Origin of the sequence: Fundidesulfovibrio agrisoli (genome assembly GCF_022808715.1) — a bacterium.
Classification (GTDB): Bacteria; Desulfobacterota; Desulfovibrionia; order Desulfovibrionales; family Desulfovibrionaceae; genus Fundidesulfovibrio; species Fundidesulfovibrio agrisoli.
The window spans coordinates 24,350-50,830 of sequence record NZ_JAKZKX010000014.1; the positions used below are offsets into that span (position 1 = coordinate 24,350).

Consider the following 26,481-nt stretch of genomic DNA (forward strand, 5'->3'; position numbering starts at 1 on the left):
CCGCGGGGAACGGGTACCCCATTTCGGCGGTGCTGGCAAAACATCCCCATGCCGGGGCGGGCGGGCATGCGACCGGTCAAGACAGTTCTCCTTTTGCAGGATTTCCACCTGGGCGGCACCCAGCGCCACGCCCTGGAGCTGGCCAAGCGCCTTGATCCGGCGCGCTTCCAGACCGAAATATGGACCCTCATGGGCGGCGACGCCTTCCTGCCCAAGGCCCGCGAATACGGGCTCACGGTGCGCATGCTGGCGGGCGGCGGCGCGGTGGGCCCGGCCGGGCTGTGGAGCCTCTGGCGCGGGCTTTCGCGCTTCAGGCCGGACGCGCTCATGGCGCTCACCGTAGTGCCCAATATCTGGGGCCGGGTGCTGGGCCGGCTGGCGCGGGTTCCCGCCGTTGTGGCCAACTGCCGTGGCGGGGACGACCTCTGGCGCCAGCACGAGGGCCTGCTCAGGAACCTGGCCCACCACCACATCTGCAACGCCCGCGCCCTCAAGGCGGCGCTCACGGAGCGCTACGGGCTGCCCCCGGAGCGCGTGGACGTGATCCCCACCGGCGTGGACACGGACTTCTTCCTGCCCGCGCCTAAGCTGCGGCAGGAGCCGCCGGTGATCCTCTGCCTGGCCCGCCTGGCCCCCGTTAAGGACCACGAGACTTTGATCCGCGCCTTCGAGATCCTGCAGCCCGGCCACCCCGAGGCGCGCCTGCGCCTTGTGGGCGACGGCGAACTGCGGGAGAAGCTGGCCGCGCGGATTGCCGCCAGCCCGGCTGCCGCCTCCATGGAGCTGCTGCCCGGCGTGAGCGACCCGAGGCCCCACTACGGCGCGGCCTCGGTGGTGGCGCTCAGCTCCGCCAACGAGGGCATGCCCAACGTGCTGCTGGAGGGCATGAGCATGGGCCTGCCCGCCGTGGGCACGGACGTGGGCGGCGTGGGCGAGGTGATCCGGCACGGGCGCACGGGGTTCGTCGTTCCGAAGAGGGACAGCGAAGCGCTGGCCGGGGCGCTCTCGACCCTGCTGGACGATGCCGGGTTGCGCGAGCGCATGGGGGAGGAGGGCAGGCGGACCGCCCTTGAGGAACATTCGCTTGGGAGCGTGGCCGAGCGCCACGCCGCGATCATCGAGGGTCTGGTTCGCGCCCGGCGATGAGCGTGTAGAACCGCCTGGCGTTGCGGGCCGTGTCGTAGAACTCCGCCACCCGCTGCTTGCCCCGTTCGGCCATTTCCAGGGCCTTCTCCCGGTCGGAGGCCAGCTCCATGACGGCGTCGGCCAGGGCGGCGGGGTTGCGCTGCTGCACGAGCATGCCGGTCACGCCCGTCTCCACCACTTCCCTGATCCCGCCCACGTCCGTGGCCACCACGGGCACGCGGCTGATGAGCGCCTCCATGATGACGGTGGGCAGGCCGTCGCGGTCGCCCGTGCGGCTCACTTTGCTGGGCATCACGAAGATGTCGTGCTGGGCGATGAGCTCGGGGATTTTGGAGTGCAGCACGAAGCCGGGGAAATCCACCTTGTCCGCCAGGCCCAGCTTTTCGGCCTGCTTGCGCAGCGCGCCCTCGATCCTGCCGGAACCGGCCAGGGTCAGGCGGAAGTCCACGCCTTTGCCGCGCAGCAGGGCGCAGGCGTCCAGGAGCACGTCCAGCCCCTTGGTCTTCACGAAGCGGCCGATGGCGAGCAGGCGGTAGGGCTGGCGCATGGGCACCTCGCCGGGGGCGGGGATGTCCCAGGAGAGCATGTTGCGCACCAGGTGGATGCGGTCCTTGCGGTCCTTGGTGAACTGGCGCAGGTAATCCACGTTGAAGCCCGCGTCGGTGCGCACGAAATCGGCGGCGGCGATCTTTTCCTCCAGGGCGCCGTCGGGCGGGTAGATGTCGCCCGCGCGGCCGGTGAAGCTGAAGGGAATGCCCGTGAGCATGGAGGCGGTCCAGGCGGCGGTGGCGGGGCCGTTGGCCCAGCCCGCGTGGATGTGGTCCACGCCGTCCTTCTGGAACATCCGCGCCAGCAGGCACCCGGCCAGGAAGGCCCAGGAGTTCTCGCCGGTCTGCTCCAGGTCGCGCCAGAACCGGCCCAGCACCATCCTGGCGGCGTTCCTGAAAAGTTCCTTGTGGTTGGAATGCCACCAGGCCATGGCAGCCAGCCCCCGGCCGGTGCTGCGCGAGCCCAGCCGGACCACCGGGGCGCACTTGGCCTCCATATCCGCGCCGATGTGCTTGGACAGGCGGCCGTAGAGCGTATAGACCGTCACGGGCATACCGAGGTTGCGCAATGCTGCAACCTCCCCGACGACGAACGTTTCAGAGGGTTTGGGATACCAAAGCGTGACGTATGCTGTGCGTGCCATGGGTGCTGCTTGACCCGGAGCGGGTTGTTCAACCCCGGGCAGATCCGATAGCATTCCTGGACGTTCGACTCAATAGACAACTTCCTGGACGGAAAAATGAGTGCAACAGGCTTCGTCAGGCGCATCGGGGCGCATGAATCAATCGCCGGAGGGCTGCATACGGCCTTCGAGCGCATCGCCAGCGTGGGCGGCACCGCCCTGCAGATTTTCACCCGCAACCAGCGCCAGTGGGACGCCGCCCCCGTCTCGGACGAGGAGGCGGCCCTGTTCGCCCAAGCCTGGGAGCGCTGGGGGAGCTACCCCGTGGCCAGCCACGCCTCCTACCTCATCAACGTGGCCTCGCCGGACGATGCGCTGCGGAAGCGTTCCGTGGCGGCCCTTGCCGCCGAGTTGGAGCGCTGCCGCAGGCTGGGAGTGTCCTGGGTGGTGCTGCACCCCGGAGCGCGCGGCGGCTCTCCGGTGGAGGAGGCGATGGCCCGCGCGGCCGCCTCGCTGGACCAGGCCTTCGAGGGCGGCGGGGAGGACGGCCCCCTGATCCTGCTGGAGAACACCGCCGGGCAGGGCAGCGCCCTGGGCGGCGACCTCGCCGAACTGGCGGCCATCGCCGGGCTCTCGCGCCATCCGAGCCGGATCGGCTTCTGTTTCGACACCTGCCACGGCTTCGCCGCTGGCTACGACGTACGCAGCGCCGAGGGCCTCGACGCCGCCCTGTCGCACCTGGACACGGCGCGGCTGCTCCTGCTGCACGTGAACGACTCCAAAGGCGGGCTGGGCTCCCACCTGGACCGGCACGAGCACATCGGCCAGGGGGCCATCGGGCCGGAAGGCTTCTCCGCCATCGTCAACCACCCCCGGCTGGCCGGGCTGCCCATGATCCTGGAGACGCACAAGGAGAAGGACCTGTCCGAGGACGTGCGCAACCTTGCCGCCCTGCGCGCCCTCTTGGCCGAGAACAGGCCCTTGGGCTGAACCGGCCGTGCGGCTACCCGGTTGAGGGCGGTTGCCTGGGCGGTTGCCTGGGCGGCGTGGAATCGTGTAGGGGGGATAATCCGGCGTGGCGGCCAGGAAGTCGCCGCGCGGATTCGATAAGCAACAGGAGGCTTGCGGAAATGGCCGGGAACAATACAGCGAAAGTGGTCGTCTTCATCGTCATGGGAGCCGCGTTGGCCTTGGGTGCGGGCATCGCCTACATGAACAGGCAGGAGGCCCCCGAACCCAAACCGGCGCAGCAGGCCCAGATAGCCGAGACGCCGCCGCCAGCCGCTGCCCCCTCCCCGGCGCAGCCGCAGCCCGAGCCCGGCGCGCAGGCCCCCAAGGCCGAGAGCGTGGCCGACCCCTATGCGGCGTCCAGCGATCCGCACAAGGTCACCACCGGCTCCGATGCGGCGCGGGTGGCCAAGCTGGGCCGCTCCGTGCCCATGGAAGGCCAGCAGGCCGAAGCCGCCCAGGGAGCGCGGGAATCCGCCCAGGACGACGACCAGCCCGGCCTCCCCGCCGGGTTGTGGACCGTGCGGCAGCCTGGCGGCGAAAGGCCCGTCCCAGCTCCGGCCACACCTGCGGCCCCTGCCTCTGAAGCCGCCGCCCCCGCAGCCGCCGCTGCTGCTCCCGCTCCGGCTGCCGCTCCCGCCATGGAACCCGCCAAACCCGCCAAGGCGCAGAAGCCCGAAAAACCCGCGATGGCGGAAAAGGCCGAAAAAGCCCAGAAGCCCGAGAAACCGGCCGCGCCCGAGAAGAAGGAAACCCCCGCCAAGGCGCCCGCCGAGGCGAAGCAGGCTCCGGCCAAGGCCGACGCGGCTGACACCGGGGCGCAGGCCTCGGGCAAGATCCTGGAAGTCACGGCCAAGACCGTTTCAGGCGCGCTGGTGCTGACCGTGGTCACGGACGCGCCCGTGGAGAAGGTGCTCACGGCGCGCTACAAGGGCCCCACCCGAGTGGTGGTGGACGTCGTGGGCCACTGGCAGGGCGGGGTGAAGCCCTCCCTGGCCTCGGAGGCGGATTTCGTGGAGAAGGTGCGCCTGGGCATGCACCCGGACAGGCTGCGCATCGTGTTCGACTACCGCGACAAGCAGTCGGAAGGCGGCGCGGAGCCCAAGGTCGAGAAGCAGGCCAAGGGCGTGGTGATTACGCTGCCGCCTGCCAAGTAAGGGGAATCCCAGCGGAACATCACTGTTCTAGTCAAGTGAAAGGGATTCCAGGGCGTGCCCTGGAATCCCTTTTGTTTTGCTCTGTTCTACGTTGCCTCAGGCGCTGGCCTTCAAGCCGGTGGTGCCGGACGACCCCGCCGCCAGCTTGGAGAGCTGCTGCTGGAGCTGGGCCATCTGGGCCTGCAGCCCCTCCACCACGGCCTCCTTGGCTTCGTCCGGGATGGTGCTCTGCTCCACCTTGTCGATCTTCTTCTGGAGCTCTTCGATCTTCTTCTTGATGGCCTCGGCGCTGTCCCCGCTTGAGCTGGAGGAGGCGTCCGTGGCCTGTCCGCTCTGCTGGGCCAGGATGCTGGAGAGCTCCTTGGCGGCGTCGGAGATGTCCACGGTGTCCGAGCCGCCGGAGCTGCTGGAGGCCTGGCTCTTGGCCGTGGCCGCCCGGCTCGAATTGGCCTGGATGGCGGCGTAGGGGTTGGCTGCGCTGGTGCCGGTGATCTGGTTGATGGCGGCCATGGGGTCCTCCTGGCGGTGTTCTCGGCTGCGGCAGAATCTGCCGCCCCGCTCATGCCAGCAGGAAGCGTTCCAGCCGCCTCACTCCCCCGAGAACAGGCGCAGCCCGGCGACACCGGCGGCGATCATGGCCATGCAGGCAAGCCGCCCCAAACTGGTTGATTCGCCGAAGAAGACGATGCCCGCCAGGGCCACGCCGACGGCCCCGATGCCGGTCCACACGGCGTAGGCCGTGCCGATGGGCAGCTGCCGGGAGGCCAGGCCAAGCAGCGCGATGCTGGCCAGCATGCTGACCGCGACCAGCACGGTGGGCAGGGGCCTGCTGAAGCCGTCGGTGGTCTTGAGCCCGGCGGCCCAGCCGATCTCGAAAAGGGCGGCCAGAAAAAGAATTGCCCAGGCCATGCTCAGCGCCTCCTTGGTTTGGCGTGAAAAGCAAAGGGCCGGAGGATTGCCCCCGGCCCTTGTGAACTGTGTTTGCCGCCCGGTCTACTGCTGCGGCTGGTTCTCGGCCTTGGGGCGCCTGGGCACGATGATGACCCGCTTCATGGGGCCGTCGCCCTTGCTGCGCGTCTGGATGGTCTCGTCGGCCTGCAGGGTCAGGTGCACCACGCGGCGATGGTAGGAGCTCAGGGGCTTGGTGCTCTGCGGGCGGCCCAGGTTCTTGGCCTTGTCCGCCAGATACAGGGCCATCTTGCGCAGGTTGTCGTCCTGCTTCTCACGGTATTCGCCGGTGTTGATCTGCACGCGCACCGGGCTCTCCCAGCGGCGGGCCATGATGCGGTTGGCCAGGTACTGCAGGGCGGCGAGGGTCTGGCCCTCGCGGCCGATGAGCAGGCCGGAGTGCTCCTCGTCCTGGATGATGACGCTCAGGCGGCTGGCCGTGCCCTCGATCTCCATGGCGGGCTCCTGCTCCAGGATGGGGGTCAGCAGTCGCAGCATGATCTCGGAGGCCAGATCCTTGAGTTCCTGGGAGGCCGGGGTCTGGTCCACGCCTTCGGGCAGGTCGTCGTCCAGGGCGGCGTCGGAGAGGTCGCGGCCGGAGGCCTCAAAACCTTCCGGACGGGCTTCGTCGCGCTGACGGGCGGCCTGCTCCCCACGGGAGCGGTCGCGCCTGGGCCTGCGGGAGCGGGAGCGGCGGCCTTCTCCCCCTTCGCGGGGCTGGGCGGCGGCCTCTTCTCCCGCGCCTTCCTCGCCGGATGCCTCCGTTGCCTGCCGGGCTGGCGCGGCCTCGCGGGGCTTGCGCTGCTGGCCACGACCGCCGCGGCCCCTGGGCTCGCGGCCCTTCTGCGGGGCGGGCGCGGCCTCGGCGGAGTCGTCGCCCGAAGCCTGTGCGGCAGCCTGTGCGGATACCGGGGCGGCCGGGGCCTCGGCCCCAGGGGCGGACGCAGCCGCGGGAGCTGCGGCGGCCTTGGGGGCCTCCTCGCATTCGCACATGGCGGCCTTCACGGCCGGGTCATGGCGGCGGCGGGCCTTGATCTGGGCCTTCTTCTTGCCCACCAGCCCGAAGATGCCGGTGGAGCCGCCGGTGATGATCTCAACCTCGAGCTTGTCGCGTTCCGTGGTGAAGAACCGGCACGCCTCGCTGATGGCGTCGTCGACGGTTTTCCCGGTGAACGTGTTGAAGTCGCTCATGGAAGCTCCTTAAGCCTTCTTGGGGGCGGGAGCGGTGCTTCCCTTCATGAGCAGCCACTGCTGGGTGATGGAGAGCACGTTGTTCACCAGCCAGTAGACCACCAGACCGGCGGGGAAGTTCAGGAACATGAACGTGAAGATCACGGGCATGAACATCATCACCTTGGCCTGGGTGGGGTCGCCGGGAGGGGGCGACATCTTCTGCTGCAGGAACATGGTGGCGCCCATGATCAGCGGCGTCACGTAGAAGGGGTCCTTGGCGGAGAGGTCGGCCAGCCAGAGGATGTCCGTGAAGGGCACATGCGCGATGAAGGGGGCGTGGCGCAGCTCGATGGAGTTGAGCAGCGCCTGGTACAGGCCGAAGAACACCGGGATCTGCACCAGGATGGGCAGGCAGCCGCCCGCCGGGTTGACCTTGTAGGTCTTGTAGAGCTGCATCAGCTCTTCGTTCATCTTGTTGCGGTCGTCGGGGTACTTCTCGCGGATGGCGGCCATCATGGGCTGGAGTTTGCGCATCTTCTCCATGGACTGGTAGCTCTTCTGGGAGAGCGGCCAGAACAGCAGCTTGATGATGACCGTCAGCAGGATGATGGCCACGCCGTAGTTGCCCACGAAGCCGTGCAGCAGGTCCAGCAGCCAGAGGCAGGCCTCGGCCAGGATGTGGAACATGCCGTAGTCCAGGGCGATCTTCAGGTCGCCGGGGGCGGCGGCCAGGGTGGCGCGCTCCTTGGGGCCGAGGAAGTAGCTGTTGTCCACCTTGACGGGCTGGCCGGGGGCGAGGGCGATGTTGTCCTTCTCGGCGGCCAGGCGGGTGATGCCGTCGATGTACTGGAGCTTCAGCACGGCGGCCCCGCTGGGGATCACGGCGGAAATGAAGTAGTTGCTCTCCACGGCGGCCCACCTGCCGCCGCTCTCGACCACCTTGCCGTCCTTGATCTTGTCCAGGCTGGTGATCTCTTCCAGGCTCTTGTCCAGGTAGGCGGCGCGGGTGGGGTTGTAGTTGGCTTCGCCGCCGGTGAGGCTGCCGCCCGCCAGGGTGAAGGTCAGCCTGGAGGTCTGGGCGCTCTGCGAGGTCAGGGTGACGGCCTCGTCGATCAGGTAGGTGTCGGCGTGGAAGGTCAGCTCGCGCTTGATCTCCAGGCCGTTCTGGGTGCCGGTGAAAACCAGCGTGGCGGACTGGCCCTTGGCCAGGGAGGTGTCCTTGGCGTCGGTGGCCCAGTTCACGGTGCGCCAGGTGGCCTGCCCGTCAACGATGAGGCCCAGGGGGGCCTTGGCGGCGGCCTCCTCGGTGAGGTCCATGTTGGGGGAGTTCTTGGCCAGGGTCAGCTTGAAATTGTTCAGCGTGAAGTGCTGGAGCACGCCGCCGGAGCTGAGCAGGGTGGCCTTGTACAGCGGGGTGCTGACCACGATGGGCGTGCCGGTCATGGGTTCGGCGGCGGCCAGGGTGGCGTCGGGCTTGCCGGCGGGCTTGCCCGCCGGGGCGGCGTCGGGCTTCTTCTGCGCGGCCTCCTGCTGCGGGGCCTTCTGGACCATGCTGTACTGCGGGAAGAAATACTGCCAGGCGATCAGGACGCCCAGGCACAGGACGATGGCGATCAGGACGCGCTTGTTGTTTTCCATGACGTGAACATCCTATTTCGCGGCAAGCCGCTCGCGGCGCCGCGCGGTGAACGCGTGCCAGCTCAGGTTGTGGGGGACGGGATCGTAGCCGGGTCTGCACAAGGGCTGACACCGCAGAAGCCGCCAGGCGGCCAGCAGGGAGCCGCGCAACGCGCCGTGCATGACGACGGCCTCGCGCGCGTATTCGGAACAGGAGGGTGTGAACCGGCAATGCCCGGGAATCAAAGGGGAAAGGCAATACCGGTACATGGCTATAAGAGCCAAAATAAGCCTTTGCATAGTATCCCGAACCAGGCCTCGCAGCCTGGACAATGGAGCCCGAAAGCCCCTGGAGGCGGCCCGTGCGGCCTCAGGCCGGTTCCGGCCGTGGCTGGCGTTCCTGATTGGCCTGGATTTTGGCGATTGCCGGCATGAGGTCCACAGTGAGGAGCTCAAGCGTCAGGCCGGATGCGTCCAGATGTTTTTTCGGAACAGCCACGATGTCGATTCCGTCCGGAATTTCAGGGCCGTGGAGTCGAAAGAATTCCCGCAGGAGCCTTTTCACCCGGTTCCGCAGCACCGCATGGCCGGTTTTCTTGCTCACGGCCAGCCCAAGCCGCCAATGGTCGGCGCGGGCTGGCCGTTCGAGCACGAAAAGGATGAAACCCTTGGTGTGGTAGCGTCGGCCTCGCTCGTAACAGTCCAGGAATTGCTGGCGCTTGACGAGGTGAAAGGCCTTTGGAAATTCTAGACGCCCAGGCGTTTGCGGCCCTTGGCCCTGCGGCGGCGGATGATGGCCTGCCCGTTCTTCGTGCGGGAGCGCACCAGGAAACCGTGGGTCCTCTTGCGCCGGGTGTTGGACGGCTGGTAGGTTCTCTTGCTCATGAGTCTTCTCCATATCGTATTGAAAAAAGGAACTTGGCTTCATAGCCGGAAAGCGCGGTTTCGTCAAGCGGCCCGCGCCCGGGCTGGACTTCCTTCCCGCGCGGGGCTACAGGCCCTGGAGTGGTAAAACCCATAACACCTTCTGTCAACAAGGACTCACCATGCATCCAAAACTGAAGGAATTCCATCAGAGCCGTCTGGAGGAAACCGCCAAGGCGCTGCGCAAGAACAATTTCGGCGCCCACGTGGTTGAAACCGCGAAGGATGCCAAGGAGCTCATTCTGGGCACGCTGCTGCCCGAGTGCAAGCCCGGCTCAGTCTCCTTCGGGGGCTCCATGACCCTGGCCGAGAACGGCATCTATGAAGCGGTCAAGGCCGTGCCCGGCCTCAAGATTTTCGACACCTACAATTATTCCCTGCCCCCCGCCGAGATGGTGGAGCTGCGCAGGCAGGCCCTGTTGGCCGACCTGTTCATCACCAGCACCAACGCCGTGACCGAGCAGGGCGCGCTGGTGAACCTGGACGGCACCGGCAACCGCGTGGCATCCCTGACCTTCGGCCCCAAGAAGGTCATCGTGGTGGCCGGGCGCAACAAGCTCTGCCCCGACGAATTCTCGGCCATGGAGCACATCCGCTCCCTGGCGGCCCCGGTGAACGCGGCGCGCCTGAGCAGGAAGACGCCCTGCGTGTCCACCCACCGCTGCGAGGACTGCCACTCCCCCGAGCGCATCTGCAACACCTGGACGATCACCGTGAAGTCCGCCCCCAAGGAGCGGACCGTGGTGGTTCTCGTCAACGAAGACCTGGGCTTCTAGCAGCCCGCTGAAAATTCCGCCCTGGCCGCGTTGCGGCTGAAAAGCCAGCCCCTCACGAATGCGCAATACGCTTCGGCCCCGGCTTTTCCCCGCGCCTTGCCGGCGCGTTTTTGAGCGGGCTGTCATTGGTGTCGAGATTCATCGCGCACTGACCGCGCGAAGGCCGCGTCCCGAAAGGGCGCGGCCTTTTTCATGCGTTCAGCGCGGGCGGCCCAGATGGCCGGCGACAGGCAGCGGGAAGCGCAGGCCCAGGTAGGGCAGGCCCCGGCGGCCCAGCAGGGGGTGGTAGTGCGGGTCGTCCTCCAGGAAGGCCCCCCAGCGCTCGGCGAACAGGGCCAGCTCCCGCGAGGCGCGGGCCAGCTTGCGGGGGGAGTCGTCCGCGCCCCGGCTGGCGGACTCCAGGTGCCAGGCCCAGGCGTGGGGCGTGCACACGGTGCGCAAGCCTTGCTGGCGCACGCGCAGGCAGTAGTCCACGTCGTTGAAGGTCACGGCCAGTTCGTGCTCGTCCAGCCCGCCCAGGCGTTTGAAGAGCGCCCGGGGCGTGAACAGGCAGGCTCCCGTGACGGCGGAGCACTGCCGGGTTGCGGCGGCCAGGCCCATGTAGCCGGGCTCGGTGCCCGCACAGTGGCGGAAGGCGTGCACGGCCGTGGCGTCCGGCCCCAGAGTCATGCCCGCGTGCTGCACCAGCCCGTCGGGATAGAGCAGCTTCACGCCGACCACGCCAACATCCGGCCGGGAGAAGTGACCCAGCACGTGGCGCAGCCAGCCCCCTGAAGGATCTGCCGGGAAGAGCAGGTCGTCGTTCAGGAGCGCCAGGACGGAGCCCGCACCGTGGCCCGCCCCTGCGTTGGCCAGCCTGGAGTAGTTGAACGGCCCGGGCGCGCGCACCACGTGGACGCCCGGCGTGGCCTCCAGCTCGGCCAACAAAGCCAGAGCCTCAGGCAGGGCGCTGCCGTTGTCCACCACCACCACATCCAGGGGAATGGCCGCGACGGCTAGGCCCCGCAGGCTGTTCAGGCACTGGCGCAGCAGGGCGGGCTGATCCTTGGTGGGCAGCACGCAGGTCAGGCTGGGGCCTGGAGGCAGGGGCCACTCCACGCGGATGGTCCCGCCGGGGCCTTCGCAGGCCTGGGCCGACGGTGCGGTCCTGGCCAGATGGCGGCGCACGGCCTGGAGGTCCGGCGCGGGGGCCGGCGTCAGCCTGCTCCAGAGAGGCAGGGGCAGGTGGGCGGGGGCCGCGCCGCCCAGGCGCTCAAGGAGCAGCAGGGGCAGGTCCGCCCAATCAGCGCCTGCGGGCAGGCCGCGCAGCAGCCCGGCGCGCACTCCCAGCACGCCGCCGGTGTAGCCGGTGGAGAGCTGGAGGTCGTAGTCCCAGGCGGGCTTGAGCCGGGGCAGGGGCGGCTGGTTCGGAGCGGCCGGGGCCTCGTGGTCGCTGTAAACCAGGGGATGCTCGCGCAGGGCCAGGGAGAATGCCTCCAGGGCGTGCGGGTCCAAGCTGACGCCCGGTCCCGCCAAAAACACGGGGGTGTCATGCGCCGCGCCCAGCTGATCCAGGGCTTGCGACAGGGCCGCTGGGCTGTCCGGCACGTGCGGGACGCCGGGCGAGAAGGGGGCGTCGCCGCCCAACTGGACGGCCGCGCCCGGCGCAACGGTCTGGGCGCGCAGGGCCTCCAGGGCCTGCCCGGCATCGCCGCCCATGCGGATCGCAGCCACGGCGGGGCCGGGCGCGGCGCTGCTGCCGCTTCGCAAGTCTGCTAGCAATTCGGGCAGCATCAGGGCGCGGTAGTCAGGCCAGTCGGAGAAATCCAGGGATTGGGGCGCGCGCTCCTCCAGCCTGCCCACCATGTCCGCCGCGTGCAGCAGCCGCCGGGCCTGTTCCGGCGCGATGCGCCCAAGCTCATCCGCGGTGCCCCGCAGCAGGGCCCGAAGCCCACGGGCCGGGAGGGCGATCAGGGCCGGGCTGCCGTTCAGCTCGCGGCCGTCCTCCAGGCGGATGCGCACGCTGTGCTCCCGCCCGTCGGCCAGGCGCAGGGGCAGGCGCAGCAGGAAGCCGCCATGCCCGGAGCCGATGTCCTGGGCCTTGAGGTCCGGCCGGGGGGTGTCCGCCCGGGCCGAGGCCAGCACCGCGCCGTCCTCCACGGCCAGCACCGTGAGCACACGCTCGGGCGCGTCCTGGTCCACCGCGAAACCTTCGACGTTGAGGCCGCCGACGAATTCGATCCGGCTCAGGAATCTGTGCTGCATGGGCGTTACCGTGACAGAATGCGGGTGGAGGTTTCGGGATCAGGGCGCATGTTCCGACGGCCCGGAGGGAATGTCAACGGTTTCGCCGAGCTGTGCGCGCAGCCTGTAGACGCGCACCCAGGGCGCGCCGTCGTCCACCAGTTCGAAGGGCGATTCCGCGCCGGGCGGATCGTCCAGCAGCAGGCGCGCGGCAGCGCTCTCACGAGAGCGTTCGTCCATGACGATTAGCTCCTGGTTGCCCAGGTTCAGCGCGGCGAACGCAGCCCCGGGCCGGTTCCAGTGGCGCGACGCGCCCTTGCCCGAGGCGTTGCGGATAAGAATGCCATCCAGGGGGAACACGCCCTCTTCGAGTTCAATCACGCCGTTATCCAGGTCGATGCTTTTGGGCTTCAGGGCCAGGAAGGGGAACGGGCCGGCTCCCGGCTGCGGGGCCTGCGGGTCCCAGGCGGCGAAGGCCAGGGGCCAGCGCGCGGTGCGCAGCGCCTCCCAGGAGACCACGAGGTACTGCTCCGGTAAATTCGCACCGAGGGGGCCGGGCGGCAGAGGGGCGTCCAGGGAAGCCAGCACGGCGCGGGTTGCGGCGAGGTCCTTCCCGGCCAGGGGAAAGAAAGCATCGGGGTTCGGGGGGACGCAGGCCAGGCCGAACGGGGCGCACCAACGGGGACAGGGCGCGGGGGGCGGCCCGGACGCCTGCGTGCGCGCCGCCAGCAGCATGGCCCGGGCGGCCTTGGCGTCGTCAGGGGCGGCCAGGGCCATGGATTGCAGATAGAGCACCTCGCCGCCGTTGTTGCCCGGATCGGCGAAGGTGCGCAGCCCCGCGAGGTGTTGGGCCGCGTAGCCGTAGTCCCACCAGGTCCAGACCTGGGCTTCGTGATGGACCATGGTCCGCAAGTGCGACAGCGCCTGCGCGTGCCGGGGGCTCAACACCGGCAAGGGGACGAGGGTAGCCGCGTCCCTGGCCGCGAGGACAGCCAGCACGGCGAGCAATGCCGCCTGCATGCCCCTCCCGGCCCAGGAGCCCAGCCGCATTGCACCGGCCAGCAGCGCCCCTCCCGCCGCCAGGCCCAGGCCCAGCGCGGGTCCGCCGTACATGGCGAAGCGGACGCCTAGCCATGGCGATGAGGCCGCAAGCAGCGCCAGGGGCAGCGTTGGCAGCAGGACGGGCGCGCGGAACAGGGCCCACAGGTAGCCTGGGGCAGCCGCGGCGGCCAGTATCCAGTGGAAACCGGCCTGGCGCAGAGTCTCCGGCAGGTCGGGGGTCTGGGCCTCCAGCAGGCTGGGGGAGGCTCCCGGCAGGGGCGTCTGGCCCGGCATCGTCGTCTGGCCGGGCAGCTTGGCGAAGAAGAACAGCATGGCCCGGAGCTTCTCCCAGATGGAAGGGAGCGAATAGGCCAGGACCGCCGCCAGGGCGCACCCGGCCAGCAGCAGCAAGGCGGCGCGCAGCCTGCCGCGCGGGCGCAGAGTGGCGGGCAGGCGCACCCAGGCCCCCAGCAACACGGCAGCGAAGGCGAAGGGCCAGAACCCCAGGCCCACGGCAACGGCGAACAGGCCAGCGCCCGGCAGCACGCTGCGCAACGAGCGCACGCCCAGGCAGGACGCCGCGGCCAGGGCGCAGACGGCCATGCCCGCCGCCACCACCCTGCCGCTGGGGTACGCCGCGCAGGTCAGGGCCAGCAGCGCGCCTGCCGCGACCGCCCTGGTCAGAGCGGGGGCGTTGGAACCCTTCCCGGAGTCATCCCCCAGGCGGGCCGCCCAGGAACCCAGGGCCCAGGCGCAGCCGCAGAGCAGGGGCAGCACGAGCATGTCCGTGTCGCAGAAGCCCAGCCGCGTGCGGTAGAGGTAGGCCGGGGCAAGCACCGTGGCCGCGCCAGCCGTCAGGGCCGCCTCCGGGACCTGGGCCAGGCTGCACAGCCGGGCCACGGGCCATGCCGCCAGCGGGGCCAGCAGCGCGGGGAGCCAGAACCCGAGGACTTCCAGGGGCAGGCCTGTCAGCCGGTGCAGCGCGGCCAACAGCATGGAGAGCGGCTCCCCGGCCAGGCGGCCCACGCAGGCGGCCCCGGCCAGCCAGCCGTAGGCGTCGAAGCTGGGCAGCAGGGGCAGGCCCTCCCAGCTGAGCCAGGGGGAATCCCAGGCTTGGAATTCGCTGAAGCGGGCCGCCAGGCCCAGGAGGATGGCCGCCACCGCCGGAAGGGCGCGCCTTCCGGCGGTGAGGCTCATGAGGATTCTACTGGCCCAGCAGGATGGCCAGGGCCGCGGCAAGTGTGGCGTGGTTCAGGGATGCGCCGTTGTTGAGCACGGTGCCGTTGGCGCCCACCACGGTCACGTCGCTGGCGGAGCTGCCGCACACGCCCAGCAGGTCCTGCGTGGTGTTGCTGGTTTCAAGGTTCCAGGCGTTGCCGTCGAAGCGCAGGATGGTGCCCTGGTCGCCCACGGCGTACACGTTGCTGGCGCTGGTGCCCCATACCGCGCGCAAGGTTCTGCTGGTGGGGGTGGACATGCTCTGCCAGACGCTCCCGTTGCCGTGCAGCGCGAGCCCGCTGCTGCCGACGGCGTAGAACGAGCCCGGGGCGTCGCTCCAGATGGCGGTGATGTCCTGGTTGCCGTTCGTGGGATAGGGGTACCAATACTCGAGCTGGCTGCCGCCGCCGGTCCAGATGTTGCCCGCCGACGCGCCCGCAAGCACGTGCCGAGGGGAGTCGCCGCTGAGGCCCTGGAAATTGACGCCGTTGAGGTGGTACACTTGGCGCCAGTTGTTCTGCCCCATCAGGTCGTTGACGAAGATGCCGTCCTGCCCGGTGGCCACCATGGCGGGGCCGGCCGGGGTCGTGGTGGAAGCCCCCCAGACCGAGTTGAGCTTGAGCACGGTGGCGTTGTTCTGCAACTGCCAGCCCGAGGCGTTGTAGTGGAGCATGGCCCCCTGGCTGCCAACGGCGTAGAGGTTCACCTTGGCCGCGGAGGTGCCGTTGTTCTGGTAGACTTGGCCCCAGACGGCCGTGAGATTCTGGTTCGTGGGGGACTGGAGAGCGGTCCACTTGGTCCCGTTATTCTGGATGATCGCGCCGTTGCTGGCGGAAATGAAGCGCAGGCCCGGCTGGGGCTGCCAGATGCCGGTGAAGGTCGAACCCGAATAACCGGAGGGGGAGACGGTTTTCCAGGCTGCCTCCGCGTTGGAGGTGAATCCGCTAGACATCACGGCGGCGAAGCACACGGCCAGAAACACGCGAAACAGAAGCATCTCTTCCGTCCTTGTTGTTTTGGTGCGATCTGTATTTATACGACTGTTGCCTTGACGACTTCCTCTATGGTGGTCACTCCGGCCAGCACCTTCTCGATGCCGTCCTGGCGCAGGGTGAGCATGCCGTGGTTGATGGCCACCTGGCGTATTTTCCCCGCCTCGGAGGTGTGCATCACGGTTTCGGCCAGCTCTTCGTTCATCACCAGCAGCTCGTGGATGGATGTACGGCCCCTGAAGCCGGTGTTCATGCAGTTCTTGCAACCCTGGTGGCGGTAGATCTCGCGGCCCTGGAGCGACTCGCCGGAGCTGCCCAGGCGCAGCAGCTGCTCCGGGGTGGGGATGAAGGGCTCCCGGCAGTGCGTGCAGAGCTTGCGCACCAGTCGCTGGGCCATGACCGCGCGCATGGTGGAGCACACCAGGAAGGACTCGATGCCGAAGTCGATGAGGCGCGTCACGGAGCCAGCCGCGTCGTTGGTGTGCAGGGTGGAGAACACCAGATGGCCCGTGAGGGCGGCCTGGCAGGCGATCTGGGCGGTCTCCTTGTCGCGGATTTCGCCCACCAGGATGACGTCGGGGTCCTGGCGCAGGATGGAGCGCAGGCCGCTGGCGAAGGTCAGGTCGATCTTGGTGTTCACCTGCATCTGGCCCACGCCGTCCAGCTGGTACTCGACGGGGTCCTCGATGGTCAGGATGTTCTTGTCGGAGGACTTGATCTCGTTCATGGCCGCGTAGAGCGTGGTGGACTTGCCGCTGCCCGTGGGCCCGGAGACCAGGATGATGCCGTGGGGCAGAGTGACGAGATCCTTGAAGATGCCGAAATGCCTCGAGGAAAGGCCCAGCTCCTCCAGGGAGAGCACGCGGGAGTTCTTCTCCAGCAGGCGCATGACCACGCGCTCCCCGAATTTGGTGGGGAACACCGAGACGCGGATGTCCACGTTGCGGTTGCCCAGGCGCACGTCGAAGCTGCCGTCCTGAGGCAGGCGCTTCTCCGCGATGTCCAGCTTGGAGCGGATCTTCACGTGGGAGACCACGGGCGCGTGCCAGCGCTTGTCCAGCACCTTGAAGTCGTAGAGCACGCCGTCCAGGCGGAAGCGGATCTTGAAGGTGTTGGAGTATGGCTCCAGGTGGATGTCGCTGCAGAGGTCCTTCACGGCCTGGGTGAGCAGCAGGTTCACCAGCTTGATGACGGGGGAGTTGCTGGTTTCGTCCAGGAGGTCGGCGGTGGAGAGGCTGTCGGGCGGCGGGGCGGAGAAATCGTCCAGGCTGGAGTCGTCCATCATGGGCAGGGCGTCTTCCTCGGCCTGGCCGAAGACGTTGTTGAGCGCGTCGATCAGGGCCTGGGCGGGCACCACCACCGGGTGCACCACCTGTGCGCCGAACATGCGGGCCATGTCGCCGTGGAGCTCCGTGCGCAGAGGGTCGGCGGTGTAGAGCAGCATGTTCTCCACGGGGCCCGCCGGGGCCACGAGCTGGTTCTTGAGGTAGGCCAGGGGGGTGCGGCGCAGGCGCTCCACGTCCTGGGGCTCAAAGGCGGGCGCGCTGCGGAACTCCAGCCCGAGCACTTCGGCCAGCACCCTGGCGGCCTCGGCCTCTTCGCGCTTGGAGAGCCCGGCCAGCAGGGGCACCAGGGGGCCGCCCGTGCGGAAGTATTCGGCCAGGTGGATGCGCAGCTCCGGCCAGGCCACGCCGAGCCTGGCGGAGAGCTCGGCCGCCCAGGCCGGGGGTGGCGCGCCGTGTGTCGCCTCGGGCAGGGTGGCTTGCGCGTCGTCGCCGTTTTCCTCAGTGGAAGCTTCCGGCCCGCCGGGGCGTGACCCGTCGGCGCGGGGCCGGAATCGACCGAGCACGGAGGCCTTCAGCTCCTCCACGCGGAGCTTGTCCTTGAGGCCGGCGAGGGCCTTGCGCAGGGCCTGATCCAGGACGCTCATGGCCCGGGCTAGCGGTCCTTGCCGATGGGGCCGAACATCACCGGCGCCTTGGGGATGGGCGGCATGGTCGACTGGGTGAGGTGGATCACGCTGTCGATGTTGGCGCGCTTGTCCCGCAGGATTTCCGAGTTGATCTCCGCGGTGCTTGCGATGCGCGGGGTGATGAACACGAAGAGGTTGGTCTTGAGGTCGTCCTCGGAGCGCTTCTTGAAGAGGTTGCCCAGGATGGGGATGTCGCCCAGGCCGGGCACCTTGCTGTGGCCTTCGCTGCGGCTCTTGCCGATGAGGCCCGAGAGCACGATGGTCTGTCCGTCCTTTATCAGGACGGTGGTCTCGGTGAGGCGTTTGCGCGTGGTGGGCTGGAGGGTGCCGGTCTGCTGCGTGACGGTTTCGTCGACGCGGCTGGTCTCCTGCTTGATCTTGAGCTTTATGGTGTTGCCCTCGTTGATCTGCGGGGTCACCTTCAGGGTTGTGCCCACGTCCTTGTAGTCGAAGCGCTGGAAAGTCTTGTCGGTGGTGCTCTGGCCCACGTCCTGCGCGGTGAGGAAGGGGCGGTTCTCGGCCACGGTGATGGTGGCCTCCTCGTTGTCGAGGGTCATGAGCTGCGGGGTGGAGATGATGTTGAAGCTGTTGTCGGTCTTGGCGGCGTTCACCAGCACCTGCAGGTTGGAGTAGATCACCTCGCCCACCTTCACCGGGAAGGCCACCGCGCCCAGGGCAAGGCCCGCGGGCGGGATGAGCGAGCCCGAGGAGTTGTATACCGACTGGTACCCCGCCGGGTTGGAGGAGCCGAAGATCAGGCCGCCCTTGCTGGAGTCGCCCAGCGCGGCCTGCCTGTTGGCCACGTTGATGTCCACGCCGAAGCTGAAGGCCTTGTCGGTGGAGACCTCCATGATGAGCGCCTCCACGTAGACCTGCTTGCGGGGGATGTCGAGCTTGCCCAGAACGTCGTTGATGAAGGGGAAGTCCTCCTGGTCGGCCGTGATGAGCAGGCTGTTGGTGGACTTGTCCGCCACGAAGCGCACCGTGTCGGAGACGATGGGCGCGGGCTTTCCGCCCTCGGTGGTGCCGGCGGAGCCGCCCTTGCTCAAGAGGTCGGTGAGCACCTTGCTCAGGTTCTCGGCGTCGGCGTGCTGCAGGTGGTAGACCCGGAAGTTGCCCTGGCTCTTGACGTTGGGCACGTCCAGCTTGGCCACCAGGGTCTTGACCTGGGCCAGGTAGTCCGGCTCGGCCAGCACCAGCAGGGAGTTGGTGCGCTCGTCGGGCACGATGGCCACGCGCGTGCCGCCGCCTTCCTTCTTGGGCTCCTGGGCCATGAGCTTGTCGATCTTCTGGGCCACCTTGGAGGCCTGGGCGAACTTGAGGGAGACCAGCGACAGGCCGGACTTGGCCCCGGGCACGTCGATCTGGGAGATGATGGCGATCAGGCGGTTGATGTTGGGCTTGAAGTCGGTGACCACCAGCGTGTTGGTCTCGGGGTAGTCGGCGATGAGGCCGTCGGTGGAGACCATGGGGGTCAGCACCTTGCGGACCTCGGGGGAGCGGATGTAGCGCAGGGCGATCACCTGGGTGACCATGCGGTCGTCGGGCTGTCCGGCGGTCTCCCTGCCGCCTTCAACGGTCTCCATGCTACGGGTGCGGCTGGTCTTGGAGGGCACGATCTTGGTGTACTTGCCCGAGGGCAGCGTGGTGTAGCCGTTGACCTCCAGCACGGACTCGAAGACCTTGTAGGCGTCCTTGACGGAGATGGCCTGGGGCGAAACCACGGAGACGTTGCCCTTCACGGCATCGTCGATCACGAAGTTCTTGCCGGATATCTGGCTGATATATTTAATGAAGGATCGAATGTCCACGCTGTCGAAGTTCAGCGTGACCATGGTCTCGTTGCTGGGGAGCGTGGCCTCGTTCAGTGGCGTCGGCACCTTGGCGCCGGGTGTGGGCGGCGTCTTCTGCATGGGCTGGATGGCCGTCTGGGCCGGAGGGGCGGCGGGCTCGGGCTGCCGGGGGGCGGTCTGGATCGGTTCGGAGCCGGGGAGGGGTTGCGTCATGGTGGGCTTGCCGATGGGCGGCCCGCCGGGCAGGGGCTGCTCCGGGGTCTGCGCCACGGTCTGCGCCAGGGACGCGGACGCCGCCAGCAACGTGAGAGCCAGGGCGAACGCCGCCAGGGCGAGGGTGGAACCTGCGCGTGAACCCAAGGTCATGAGTGACTCCTGTATGGCAAGGACGCCGTGCGCGGCGCGAGAATCATGCCGGACGGTGTCGGATGCTAGTGTAGCGAATATTCTATCTCCGCTGAATTACTTCCCGGTGTCGTGGCTGTCAACGGGAAAGTGGCTGCGGTGCTGCCGCCGTGAAGCGGGCGGGATGTTCTATTGAGGGGGTGATGCGTCGGCGGGGAATGCAGTCGTTATGCGTGGCGTCTGCGTTCGGGCGCACGCGGCGGCATATCAGATGCCGGCCGCGTGCGCCGGGAAAGCGGCAGGCCTATTGGAACTTGCCTGTTATGTTGTCCTTGATCCAGTGGGGGTCCCACCATTCGATGGGCTGCACCTCGATGCCCTGCAGGATGATGCCGAAGTGCAGATGGTCTCCCGCGGCCAGGCCCGTCGCGCCCGTGTTGCCCAGGATGTCGCCCTTCTTCACCTCGTCGCCTTCCTTCACGCGAATCTGGCTCAGGTGCGAGTAGATGGTCTGCAGGCCCCAACCGTGGTCCAGCACCACGGCGTTGCCGTAGATGCCGAAGAACCCGGTGAACACCACCCGCCCGTTGTTGGCGGCGGGCACCTGGGCGTTCTCCAGGGAGGCCAGGTCCACGCCGAGGTGGGTCTCCTCGTCGATCTTCTGGTTCTTGTAGAAGTAGGAGCGGCCGTCGCCGAAGCCCGCCCTGGGCGCGGCGTTGGGCAGGCGCAGGAAGGCGCCGTCCCAGAGCATCTTGGGGGAGGTCTTGGAGGCGAACTCGAAGAGTTTGGCCACGTTCTCCTTGCGGACGTCCCGGTTGACCTTCACGTAGAGGGCCACGGGGTCCTTGATGTCGGGGTACATGGTCTCGAACTGGGGCATCTTGGCCTGCAGGAACTCGTCGCCCACGTTCAGGTTGTCGTGCTTGAACTTGGTGGCGCGGGCCTGGTACCGGAAGGAGATGCTGCGCTCGTTGCCGGCCGAATCCTCGGCGAAGAGGCGGGGCTGGAAGCGGGAGGGGTCCATGTTCCAGGGGAAGGCGAAGATGCAGGCGTAGTTGCCGGTATCGAGCTTGTAGCCGGGGAAGAACATGTCGCCGACCATGACGCCGGAGCGCTCCACGTCCTTGTTGACCTGGTAGACCACGCCGCAAGCGCCGCCCTGCTTGATGATGTGCGCCTGGGAGAGCACGTTGATCACCGGGGCGCGGTTGTCGAGGTTCATGGTCCTGCTGATGCGGGTGGTGTTGCCCGCGCCGAAATTGAACACGGACTTGTCCGCGACCACGACCACGATGTCGAACTGGCCTTCGCGCAGCCCGGCCTGCTCCAGGGTGAACTTCTCCTGGATGGACTTGGGGGCCGGGTCGTAGGTCTTCTGGATGATGGTGGTTTCCTTCTGGCCTTGCAGAACGGAGACCTTCAGGGTGCGCACGCCGGAGCCTTCGTCGCCGGCGGTGACGGCGAACTCCCGTTTGCTGCCCGTGGCGGGCCTGTCCGGGGTGAGCTGCACCTCCGGGGCGGCCATGTCCCGCGTGAAGTAGTACGCGCCGACGCCGGCACCCGCGAGGATGATCAACAACAGAAATGATATGAACTTGCCCATAGCTGCCGATGTGGTTGGAGTGTTGCGCCGGGACCGCGGCGCGCTTCGACGCTGCCTTACCGTGGCCCGCCCGCAAGCACAAGGGCTGTGTTCCCTGGATGAAACGCTTCGTGTCCTATGGGGATCGCTGGACGTGCGGTGGCAAAACGGTTAATTCGCGCTGAAATCGCTGCTCCGGGGATTCCCAGGTGAAAATGAGACTGTCCGCACTGCTGTTGTTGTTCGTCGTCGTCTGCTCCGCATGCCAGAAAAAGGCCGAGCCTCCTCAGGCCAGGCCGGTGCCTGTGGGCGCGGTCAAGGCCCAAGTCAAGGACGCGCCCGTGGTGGTCAACGGCATCGGCCACGTGGTGGCCATGCGCACCGTCACGGTGACACCGCAGGTCACGGGCCTGCTCAAGTCGGTCGACTTCAAGGAAGGGGCCATCGTCCGCGAGGGTGACCTGCTCGCCGTCATCGACCCCAAGCCCTTCGAGGCCAAGGTGGCCGAGGCCCTGGGCGCGCTCAAGCGCGACTGGGCCAAGGCGGACCAGGCCGGGCGGGACTACCTGCGCTACAAGGACCTTGTGCAGAAGGAGGTCGTCAGCCGGGACGACTACGAGCAGAAGCGCACCGATTTCGAGTCCGGCTGGCAGCAGGTCCGCTCCGACCAGGGCGCGCTGGAGACCGCGCGCATCAACCTGGCCTACTGCCGCATCACCTCGCCCGTATCTGGCGCTGCCGGCTACCAGAACGTGAAGCCCGGCAACATCGTCAGCGCCAACACCACGGCCATCGCCACCATCAACCAGGTGCAGCCCGTGCTGGTGCGCTTCTCCGTCAACGAGGCGGACCTGCCCCTGGTGCGCTCCTGGTTCGGCAAGGAGACCGTGCCCGTCACGGCCCGCGTCCCCAAGGAGGAGAACGACATCAAGGAGCGCGGCGTGCTCACGGCCATCGACAACGCGGTGGACGTGCAGACCGGCATGATAATGATCCAGGCCCAGTTCGAGAACAAGGAACTCGCGCTCTGGCCCGGCCAGTTCGTCAACATGCAGGCCGTGCTCACCGTGGAGAAGGGCCGCACCGTGATCCCCTCCGACGCGGTGATGACCCGGCAGGACGGCTCCTTCGTGTTCGTGGTCTCGGACAAGTCCACCGCGGAGCTGCGCAAGGTGACCACCGGCAGGATGGTCGGGCGCAGGGAGGTCGTGATCCTCGAGGGCGTGGCACCGGGCGAGACCATCATCTCCGACGGCGTGATCCGGGTGGCCCCGGGCGGGGCCGTCACCGTCCAGGGAGCCGGAGCCCAGCAATGACCGACATCTTCATAAAGCGCCCCATCGCCACGGCGCTCATCACCTTCGGCCTGCTGTTCCTGGGCCTCACAGCCTACGATGCGCTGCCCGTCTCCGAGATGCCGGCCATCGACTTCCCCACCATCCAGGTGGTGGCCAGCCTGCCCGGCGCGGACCCCGAGACCATGGCCTCATCCGTGGCCACCCCCCTGGAGAAGCAGTTCGCCACCATCGCGGGCATCACCTCCATGAACTCGGTGAACACCCTGGGGCAGACCACCATCATTTTGCAGTTCGAGCTCAACCGGAACATCGACGGCGCGGGCTCGGACGTGCAGACCGCCATCTCGGCGGCCAGCGGCTACCTGCCCTCCAACCTGCCCAACCCGCCCACCTACCAGAAGGTCAACCCGGCGGACACGCCCATCCTCTACATCGGCATGCGCTCCTCCACGCTGCCGCTGTACAAGCTCACGGACTACGCCAAGACCTTCGTTTCCCAGCGAATCTCCATGATCTCCGGCGTGGCCCAGGTGGCCATCTACGGCGACCAGACCTACTCCCCGCGCATCCGGGTGGACCCCGACAAGCTGGCCGCCTACAACCTCTCCATCAACCAGGTGGCGGACGCCTTCGTGTCGGAGAACGTGAACCTGCCCACGGGCTCGCTCTACGGCCAGGTGAAGCTCTTCACCATCAAGGCCAAGGGCATGCTCATGAACGCCCGGCAGTACATCAACCAGGTCATCGCCTGGAGGGGCGAGAAGCCCATCCGCCTTTCCGACGTGGGCACCGCGGTGGACTCCACCATCAACGACAAGAACGCCTCCTACCACAACACCACGCCCTCGCTGACCATCGCCGTGCGCCGCCAGCCCGGCACCAACACCATCCGCGTGGTGGACGACATCAAGGCCCTGCTGCCCGCCATCAAGGCCACGCTGCCCCAGTCCGTGGAGTTCGAGGTCATGTACGACCGCTCGGACACCATCCGCGAGTCCGTGCAGGACGTGAAGTTCACCATGGCCCTGTCCATCGCCCTGGTGGTCGTGGTGGTGTTCCTGTTCCTCAAGAACGCACGCGCCACTGTCATCTCCAGCCTGGCCATCCCGGCGGCCATCATCGGCACGTTCGCGGTCATGAAGCAGATGGGCTTCTCCCTGGACAACCTCTCGCTCATGGCGCTCACCCTGGCGGTGGGCTTCATCGTGGACGACGCCATCGTCATGCTCGAGAACATCGTGCGCCACATGGAGATGGGCAAGCCGCCCATGCAGGCCGCCCTGGACGGCGCGCGCCAGATCGGCTTCACCATCGTGTCCATGACGCTCTCCCTGGCGGTGGTGTTCATCCCGATCATGTTCATGGCGGGCATCCTGGGCCGCATCCTCAACGAGCTGGCGGTGACCATCACCATCGCCATCATCGTCTCGGGCTTCGTCACGCTCTCCTTCACGCCCATGCTCTGCAGCCAGTTCCTGCGCCAGGGCACGGTGGGCCACTCCGGCAGGATCTTCTCGGCCATGGAGCGCGGGTACGAGGTCTCCCTGCGCTTCGTGCTGCGCCACCGCTTCGCCACGCTCATGGCAAGCTTCGGCATCCTGGCGCTCACGGGCTGGACGTTCACCAAGGTGCCCACGGGCTTCATCCCCACCACGGACGCGGGCTTCATCTACGGCTACGCCATGGCCGAGCAGAGCGCCTCCTTCGAGTCCATGAAGGAGCGCATCCTGCGCGTGGCGGAGATCGTCTCCGCCGACGAGAACGTGCGCAAGATGGTGGGCATCGTGGGCGTGGGCGGCCCCAACACCTCCATGAACAACGCGGCCTTCTTCACGCTGGTCAAGCCCGCGCACGAGCGCAAGGAGGACATCAACGGCGTGCTGAACACCCTGCGCGCCAAGCTCTCCTCCATCAAGGACCTGCGGCTGTTCATGTTCAACCCGCCCGCCATCCAGATCGGCGGGCGCTCCACGCGCGCGCTCTACCAGTTCACGCTGCTCTCCCCCGAGGTGGACAAGCTCTACGCCACGGCCCGCCAGCTCGAGGACAAGATGCGCGCGCTGCCGGAACTGCGCGACGTCAACTCCGACATGCAGATAGACGGCCCCCAGGTGATGCTGCGCATCGACCGCGACAAGGCCGCCAGCTACGGCATCTCGGCCAAGGCCATCGAGACGGCGCTGTGGTCGGCCTACGGCGCGCGCCAGATATCGAACATCTACGCCACCACGGACACCTACCGCGTGGTCATCGAGGTGGACCCCGAGTTCCAGCGCGACCCGGGCCTGCTCTCCAAGCTCTACGTGCAGCCCGACCTGGAGAACAACAAGGACAAGAACAAGGACAAGCTCGTCCCGCTGGCCAACCTGGTGGCCTTGGAGGAAGGCGTCGGGCCCATCACGGTGAACCACACCGGCCAGCTGACCTCGGTGACCATCTCCTTCAACACGGCCGAGGGCTACTCCCTGGGCCAGGCGGTGAACGCCATCACCGAGCTGGCCGACAAGGAGCTCCCGGGCGACATCAGCCGCACCTTCGAGGGCCAGGCCACGGCGTTCAAGCAGTCGGCGGCCAGCGTGCCCTTCCTGCTGCTCTTGGCCGTGGTGGTCATCTACATCATCCTGGGCGTGCTCTATGAGAGCTTCGTGCACCCCATCACCATCCTCTCGGGCCTGCCCTCGGCGGCCCTGGGCGGCCTGGTGGCGCTGATCGTCTTCGGGCGCGAACTGGACCTCTACGGCTTCGTGGGCATCATCATGCTGATCGGCATCGTGAAGAAGAACGCCATCATGGTCATCGACTTCGCCATCGAGGCCGAAAAGCATGGCAAGTCCCCCACGGATGCCGTGTTCGAGGGCTGCCTCACCCGTTTCCGGCCCATCATGATGACCACCGTTGCCGCCATCGCGGGCATCATGCCCATCGCCATGGCCTACGGCGCGGGCGGGCAGGCCCGCCAGCCCCTGGGCCTCTCGGTGGCGGGCGGCCTGGCCATCTCCCAGGTGGTGACGCTCTACCTGACCCCGGTGTTCTACACCTACCTCGACCAGTTGCAGAACTGGCTCAAACGCAAGAAGGGTGGGGAGGAGGAAGCCGCATGACGACCGCCGACGCCGAGCGCACCGCCGAGTTGCTTCCGTTCACGCCTCTGGCGAGGACCGTGGCCGGGGTTTTGGCCGCCAAGGCCGCCGGTCGGGTGACCGCGCCGGAGCGGCTGCACATGCCTTTGCCCGGCGCGGGCGTGCTGCTGGCCATGCCCGCCTCCGACGGGGAGATGGCCGTGACCAAGCTGGTCACCCTGCACCCGGGCAACGCCGACAAGGGCCTGCCGCTGCTGCACGGCGAGGTGGTGGCCATGTGCGCCAGGACGGGCCGCCGCCTGGGCATGCTCGACGGCCCCGAGGCCACGGCCCGGCGCACCGCCGCCGCAACGCTGCTGGCGGCCACGCGCCTGGCCCCTCATCCGGGCGGGGAACTGCTGGTGCTGGGCGCTGGCGTGCAGGCCATGGCCCACGCCCTGGCCTTCGCTGAAGGGCTCGGCGTGGAGCGGGTGCACGTCTGCTCCCTGCGTTTGAGCAGGGCCGAGGCCATGGCGGACAGGCTCTCGGAGCTGGGAATCCCGGCCACGGCCGTGGCCAGCGCGGAGGAGGCCGCCGCCCGCGCCTCGCTGATCGTGGCCGCCACCACCAGCCCCACCCCGGTGGTGCCGGAAAACGTCCGGGAGGACGCCTTCATCGCCGCAGTGGGCTCCTTCCATGCCGACAGGGCCGAAGTGCCCGCCGCGTTGGTTCGTCGCTGCCGCCTGTTCGTGGACGACCTGGACGCCGCCCGCACCGAAGCCGGGGACCTGATCCTGGCCGGGGCGGATTGGAAGGACGTCACCCCCCTGGAGGCCGTGACCGAACGCCTGGAGCTGACCGGCCCGGTGTTCTACAAGAGCGTGGGGCATGCCTCCCTGGACCTCGCCGCCGCGCGCCTGGCCTTCGGGCATTTGCTGTAGTGCGGCGGGTTGTCCGACCGTATTTGACAATCCTTCCCGCTGCCCCTAGGGTAACCCGCTCGACGCGCCCGGGCCTCGGCGCGTAACACCTCGCACG

Annotated in this window: 20 protein-coding genes and 1 pseudogene; 7 read left to right on the plus strand and 14 right to left on the minus strand. The window is 68.0% G+C overall.

Going from position 1 to position 26,481, the window contains the following annotated elements:
* Nucleotides 1-66: 66 nt before the first annotated feature.
* Nucleotides 67-1,146 carry a glycosyltransferase gene (locus MLE27_RS11325; protein ID WP_243312186.1) on the plus strand — a complete coding sequence of 360 codons (1,080 nt, stop codon included), beginning with the start codon at nt 67-69 and terminating at the stop codon, nt 1,144-1,146.
* On the opposite strand, the gene MLE27_RS11330 is transcribed toward MLE27_RS11325, so the two are convergent.
* Nucleotides 1,115-2,338 (minus strand): glycosyltransferase family 4 protein, encoded by a 1,224-nt coding sequence (locus tag MLE27_RS11330; RefSeq protein ID WP_243312187.1) that lies wholly within the window; start codon nt 2,336-2,338, stop codon nt 1,115-1,117. The two genes, MLE27_RS11325 and MLE27_RS11330, sit on opposite strands and share 32 nt — an antisense overlap.
* Before the next feature lie 96 nt (nt 2,339-2,434).
* On the opposite strand from MLE27_RS11330, the gene MLE27_RS11335 reads away from it, so the two are divergent.
* Together MLE27_RS11335 and MLE27_RS11340 are read left to right on the plus strand one after the other, a co-directional pair.
* Nucleotides 2,435-3,307, plus strand: coding sequence for a deoxyribonuclease IV (locus MLE27_RS11335; RefSeq protein ID WP_243312188.1), 873 nt, complete (start codon nt 2,435-2,437; stop codon nt 3,305-3,307).
* Nucleotides 3,308-3,447: 140 nt separating this feature from the next.
* On the plus strand, nt 3,448-4,482 hold the full coding sequence (locus tag MLE27_RS11340) for an AMIN domain-containing protein (protein WP_243312189.1): 1,035 nt from the start codon (nt 3,448-3,450) through the stop codon (nt 4,480-4,482).
* A 96-nt stretch (nt 4,483-4,578) separates the two neighbouring features.
* Here MLE27_RS11340 and MLE27_RS11345 read toward each other — a convergent pair whose 3' ends face one another.
* The 7 genes and pseudogenes from MLE27_RS11345 to rpmH form a co-directional block, all read right to left on the minus strand.
* Complete coding sequence (locus tag MLE27_RS11345; RefSeq protein ID WP_243312190.1) at nt 4,579-4,992, minus strand: hypothetical protein; 414 nt, start codon at nt 4,990-4,992, stop codon at nt 4,579-4,581.
* 78 nt (nt 4,993-5,070) lie between these two features.
* A complete protein-coding gene (locus MLE27_RS11350) occupies nt 5,071-5,391 on the minus strand; it encodes a DMT family transporter (protein ID WP_243312191.1) in 321 nt (106 codons plus the stop codon).
* 84 nt (nt 5,392-5,475) lie between these two features.
* Nucleotides 5,476-6,621, minus strand: a complete 1,146-nt coding sequence (jag, locus tag MLE27_RS11355; RefSeq protein WP_243312192.1) for an RNA-binding cell elongation regulator Jag/EloR — start codon at nt 6,619-6,621, stop codon at nt 5,476-5,478.
* Between the two features lie 9 nt (nt 6,622-6,630).
* On the minus strand, nt 6,631-8,241 hold the full coding sequence (gene yidC, locus MLE27_RS11360; protein WP_243312193.1) for a membrane protein insertase YidC: 1,611 nt from the start codon (nt 8,239-8,241) through the stop codon (nt 6,631-6,633).
* A 12-nt stretch (nt 8,242-8,253) separates the two neighbouring features.
* Nucleotides 8,254-8,520, minus strand: coding sequence for a membrane protein insertion efficiency factor YidD (gene yidD, locus MLE27_RS11365; RefSeq protein ID WP_243312194.1), 267 nt, complete (start codon nt 8,518-8,520; stop codon nt 8,254-8,256).
* Nucleotides 8,521-8,590: 70 nt separating this feature from the next.
* Nucleotides 8,591-8,953, minus strand: a pseudogene (gene rnpA, locus MLE27_RS11370) (ribonuclease P protein component); the annotation flags it as partial.
* 14 nt (nt 8,954-8,967) lie between these two features.
* Nucleotides 8,968-9,105, minus strand: a complete 138-nt coding sequence (gene rpmH, locus MLE27_RS11375) for a 50S ribosomal protein L34 (RefSeq protein WP_243312195.1) — start codon at nt 9,103-9,105, stop codon at nt 8,968-8,970.
* Nucleotides 9,106-9,266: 161 nt separating this feature from the next.
* Between rpmH and MLE27_RS11380 the strand changes: the two genes are divergently transcribed.
* Nucleotides 9,267-9,920: a lactate utilization protein gene (locus tag MLE27_RS11380; protein WP_243312196.1), complete on the plus strand. Its 654-nt coding sequence runs from the start codon at nt 9,267-9,269 to the stop codon at nt 9,918-9,920.
* Between the two features lie 198 nt (nt 9,921-10,118).
* Here the strand turns inward: MLE27_RS11380 and MLE27_RS11385 are convergent, their stop codons facing one another.
* The 6 genes from MLE27_RS11385 to MLE27_RS11410 form a co-directional block, all read right to left on the minus strand.
* Entirely contained in the window at nt 10,119-12,164 is a 2,046-nt protein-coding gene (locus MLE27_RS11385) for a glycosyltransferase (protein WP_243312197.1), read from the minus strand.
* Nucleotides 12,165-12,203: 39 nt separating this feature from the next.
* Entirely contained in the window at nt 12,204-14,381 is a 2,178-nt protein-coding gene (locus MLE27_RS11390) for an STT3 domain-containing protein (RefSeq protein ID WP_243312198.1), read from the minus strand.
* Nucleotides 14,382-14,388: 7 nt separating this feature from the next.
* Nucleotides 14,389-15,399 carry a beta propeller repeat protein gene (locus tag MLE27_RS11395; protein ID WP_243312199.1) on the minus strand — a complete coding sequence of 337 codons (1,011 nt, stop codon included), beginning with the start codon at nt 15,397-15,399 and terminating at the stop codon, nt 14,389-14,391.
* A 35-nt stretch (nt 15,400-15,434) separates the two neighbouring features.
* Nucleotides 15,435-17,324 carry a GspE/PulE family protein gene (locus MLE27_RS11400; RefSeq protein ID WP_243312200.1) on the minus strand — a complete coding sequence of 630 codons (1,890 nt, stop codon included), beginning with the start codon at nt 17,322-17,324 and terminating at the stop codon, nt 15,435-15,437.
* Nucleotides 17,325-17,332: 8 nt separating this feature from the next.
* On the minus strand, nt 17,333-19,525 hold the full coding sequence (gene gspD, locus MLE27_RS11405; protein ID WP_243312201.1) for a type II secretion system secretin GspD: 2,193 nt from the start codon (nt 19,523-19,525) through the stop codon (nt 17,333-17,335).
* A 283-nt stretch (nt 19,526-19,808) separates the two neighbouring features.
* Nucleotides 19,809-21,083: a M23 family metallopeptidase gene (locus MLE27_RS11410; RefSeq protein WP_243312202.1), complete on the minus strand. Its 1,275-nt coding sequence runs from the start codon at nt 21,081-21,083 to the stop codon at nt 19,809-19,811.
* Nucleotides 21,084-21,301: 218 nt separating this feature from the next.
* Between MLE27_RS11410 and MLE27_RS11415 the strand changes: the two genes are divergently transcribed.
* Genes MLE27_RS11415 through MLE27_RS11425 form a run of 3 tightly spaced genes read left to right on the plus strand, consistent with a single transcriptional unit; the run spans nt 21,302 to nt 26,384 of the window.
* Nucleotides 21,302-22,402, plus strand: coding sequence for an efflux RND transporter periplasmic adaptor subunit (locus tag MLE27_RS11415; RefSeq protein WP_243312203.1), 1,101 nt, complete (start codon nt 21,302-21,304; stop codon nt 22,400-22,402).
* Nucleotides 22,399-25,485, plus strand: coding sequence for an efflux RND transporter permease subunit (locus MLE27_RS11420; RefSeq protein WP_243312204.1), 3,087 nt, complete (start codon nt 22,399-22,401; stop codon nt 25,483-25,485). Before MLE27_RS11415 ends, MLE27_RS11420 begins: the two co-directional genes overlap by 4 nt.
* Nucleotides 25,482-26,384, plus strand: a complete 903-nt coding sequence (locus tag MLE27_RS11425; RefSeq protein ID WP_243312205.1) for a delta(1)-pyrroline-2-carboxylate reductase family protein — start codon at nt 25,482-25,484, stop codon at nt 26,382-26,384. Before MLE27_RS11420 ends, MLE27_RS11425 begins: the two co-directional genes overlap by 4 nt.
* The last annotated feature ends 97 nt before the right edge of the window (nt 26,385-26,481 follow it).

What these genes read in the sequence shown, in the direction of transcription:
- gspD (WP_243312201.1), bottom strand. Translation starts at nt 19,525, where the DNA reads ATGACCTTGGGTTCACGCGCAGGTTCCACCCTCGCCCTGGCGGCGTTC.
- MLE27_RS11415 (WP_243312203.1), top strand. Translation starts at nt 21,302, where the DNA reads ATGAGACTGTCCGCACTGCTGTTGTTGTTCGTCGTCGTCTGCTCCGCA.
- MLE27_RS11325 (WP_243312186.1), top strand. Translation starts at nt 67, where the DNA reads ATGCGACCGGTCAAGACAGTTCTCCTTTTGCAGGATTTCCACCTGGGC.
- MLE27_RS11380 (WP_243312196.1), top strand. Translation starts at nt 9,267, where the DNA reads ATGCATCCAAAACTGAAGGAATTCCATCAGAGCCGTCTGGAGGAAACC.
- MLE27_RS11420 (WP_243312204.1), top strand. Translation starts at nt 22,399, where the DNA reads ATGACCGACATCTTCATAAAGCGCCCCATCGCCACGGCGCTCATCACC.
- yidD (WP_243312194.1), bottom strand. Translation starts at nt 8,520, where the DNA reads ATGCAAAGGCTTATTTTGGCTCTTATAGCCATGTACCGGTATTGCCTT.
- MLE27_RS11335 (WP_243312188.1), top strand. Translation starts at nt 2,435, where the DNA reads ATGAGTGCAACAGGCTTCGTCAGGCGCATCGGGGCGCATGAATCAATC.
- MLE27_RS11330 (WP_243312187.1), bottom strand. Translation starts at nt 2,338, where the DNA reads ATGGCACGCACAGCATACGTCACGCTTTGGTATCCCAAACCCTCTGAA.
- rpmH (WP_243312195.1), bottom strand. Translation starts at nt 9,105, where the DNA reads ATGAGCAAGAGAACCTACCAGCCGTCCAACACCCGGCGCAAGAGGACC.
- MLE27_RS11425 (WP_243312205.1), top strand. Translation starts at nt 25,482, where the DNA reads ATGACGACCGCCGACGCCGAGCGCACCGCCGAGTTGCTTCCGTTCACG.
- MLE27_RS11345 (WP_243312190.1), bottom strand. Translation starts at nt 4,992, where the DNA reads ATGGCCGCCATCAACCAGATCACCGGCACCAGCGCAGCCAACCCCTAC.
- MLE27_RS11340 (WP_243312189.1), top strand. Translation starts at nt 3,448, where the DNA reads ATGGCCGGGAACAATACAGCGAAAGTGGTCGTCTTCATCGTCATGGGA.
- jag (WP_243312192.1), bottom strand. Translation starts at nt 6,621, where the DNA reads ATGAGCGACTTCAACACGTTCACCGGGAAAACCGTCGACGACGCCATC.
- yidC (WP_243312193.1), bottom strand. Translation starts at nt 8,241, where the DNA reads ATGGAAAACAACAAGCGCGTCCTGATCGCCATCGTCCTGTGCCTGGGC.
- MLE27_RS11350 (WP_243312191.1), bottom strand. Translation starts at nt 5,391, where the DNA reads ATGGCCTGGGCAATTCTTTTTCTGGCCGCCCTTTTCGAGATCGGCTGG.
- MLE27_RS11400 (WP_243312200.1), bottom strand. Translation starts at nt 17,324, where the DNA reads ATGAGCGTCCTGGATCAGGCCCTGCGCAAGGCCCTCGCCGGCCTCAAG.
- MLE27_RS11390 (WP_243312198.1), bottom strand. Translation starts at nt 14,381, where the DNA reads ATGAGCCTCACCGCCGGAAGGCGCGCCCTTCCGGCGGTGGCGGCCATC.
- MLE27_RS11385 (WP_243312197.1), bottom strand. Translation starts at nt 12,164, where the DNA reads ATGCAGCACAGATTCCTGAGCCGGATCGAATTCGTCGGCGGCCTCAAC.
- MLE27_RS11395 (WP_243312199.1), bottom strand. Translation starts at nt 15,399, where the DNA reads ATGCTTCTGTTTCGCGTGTTTCTGGCCGTGTGCTTCGCCGCCGTGATG.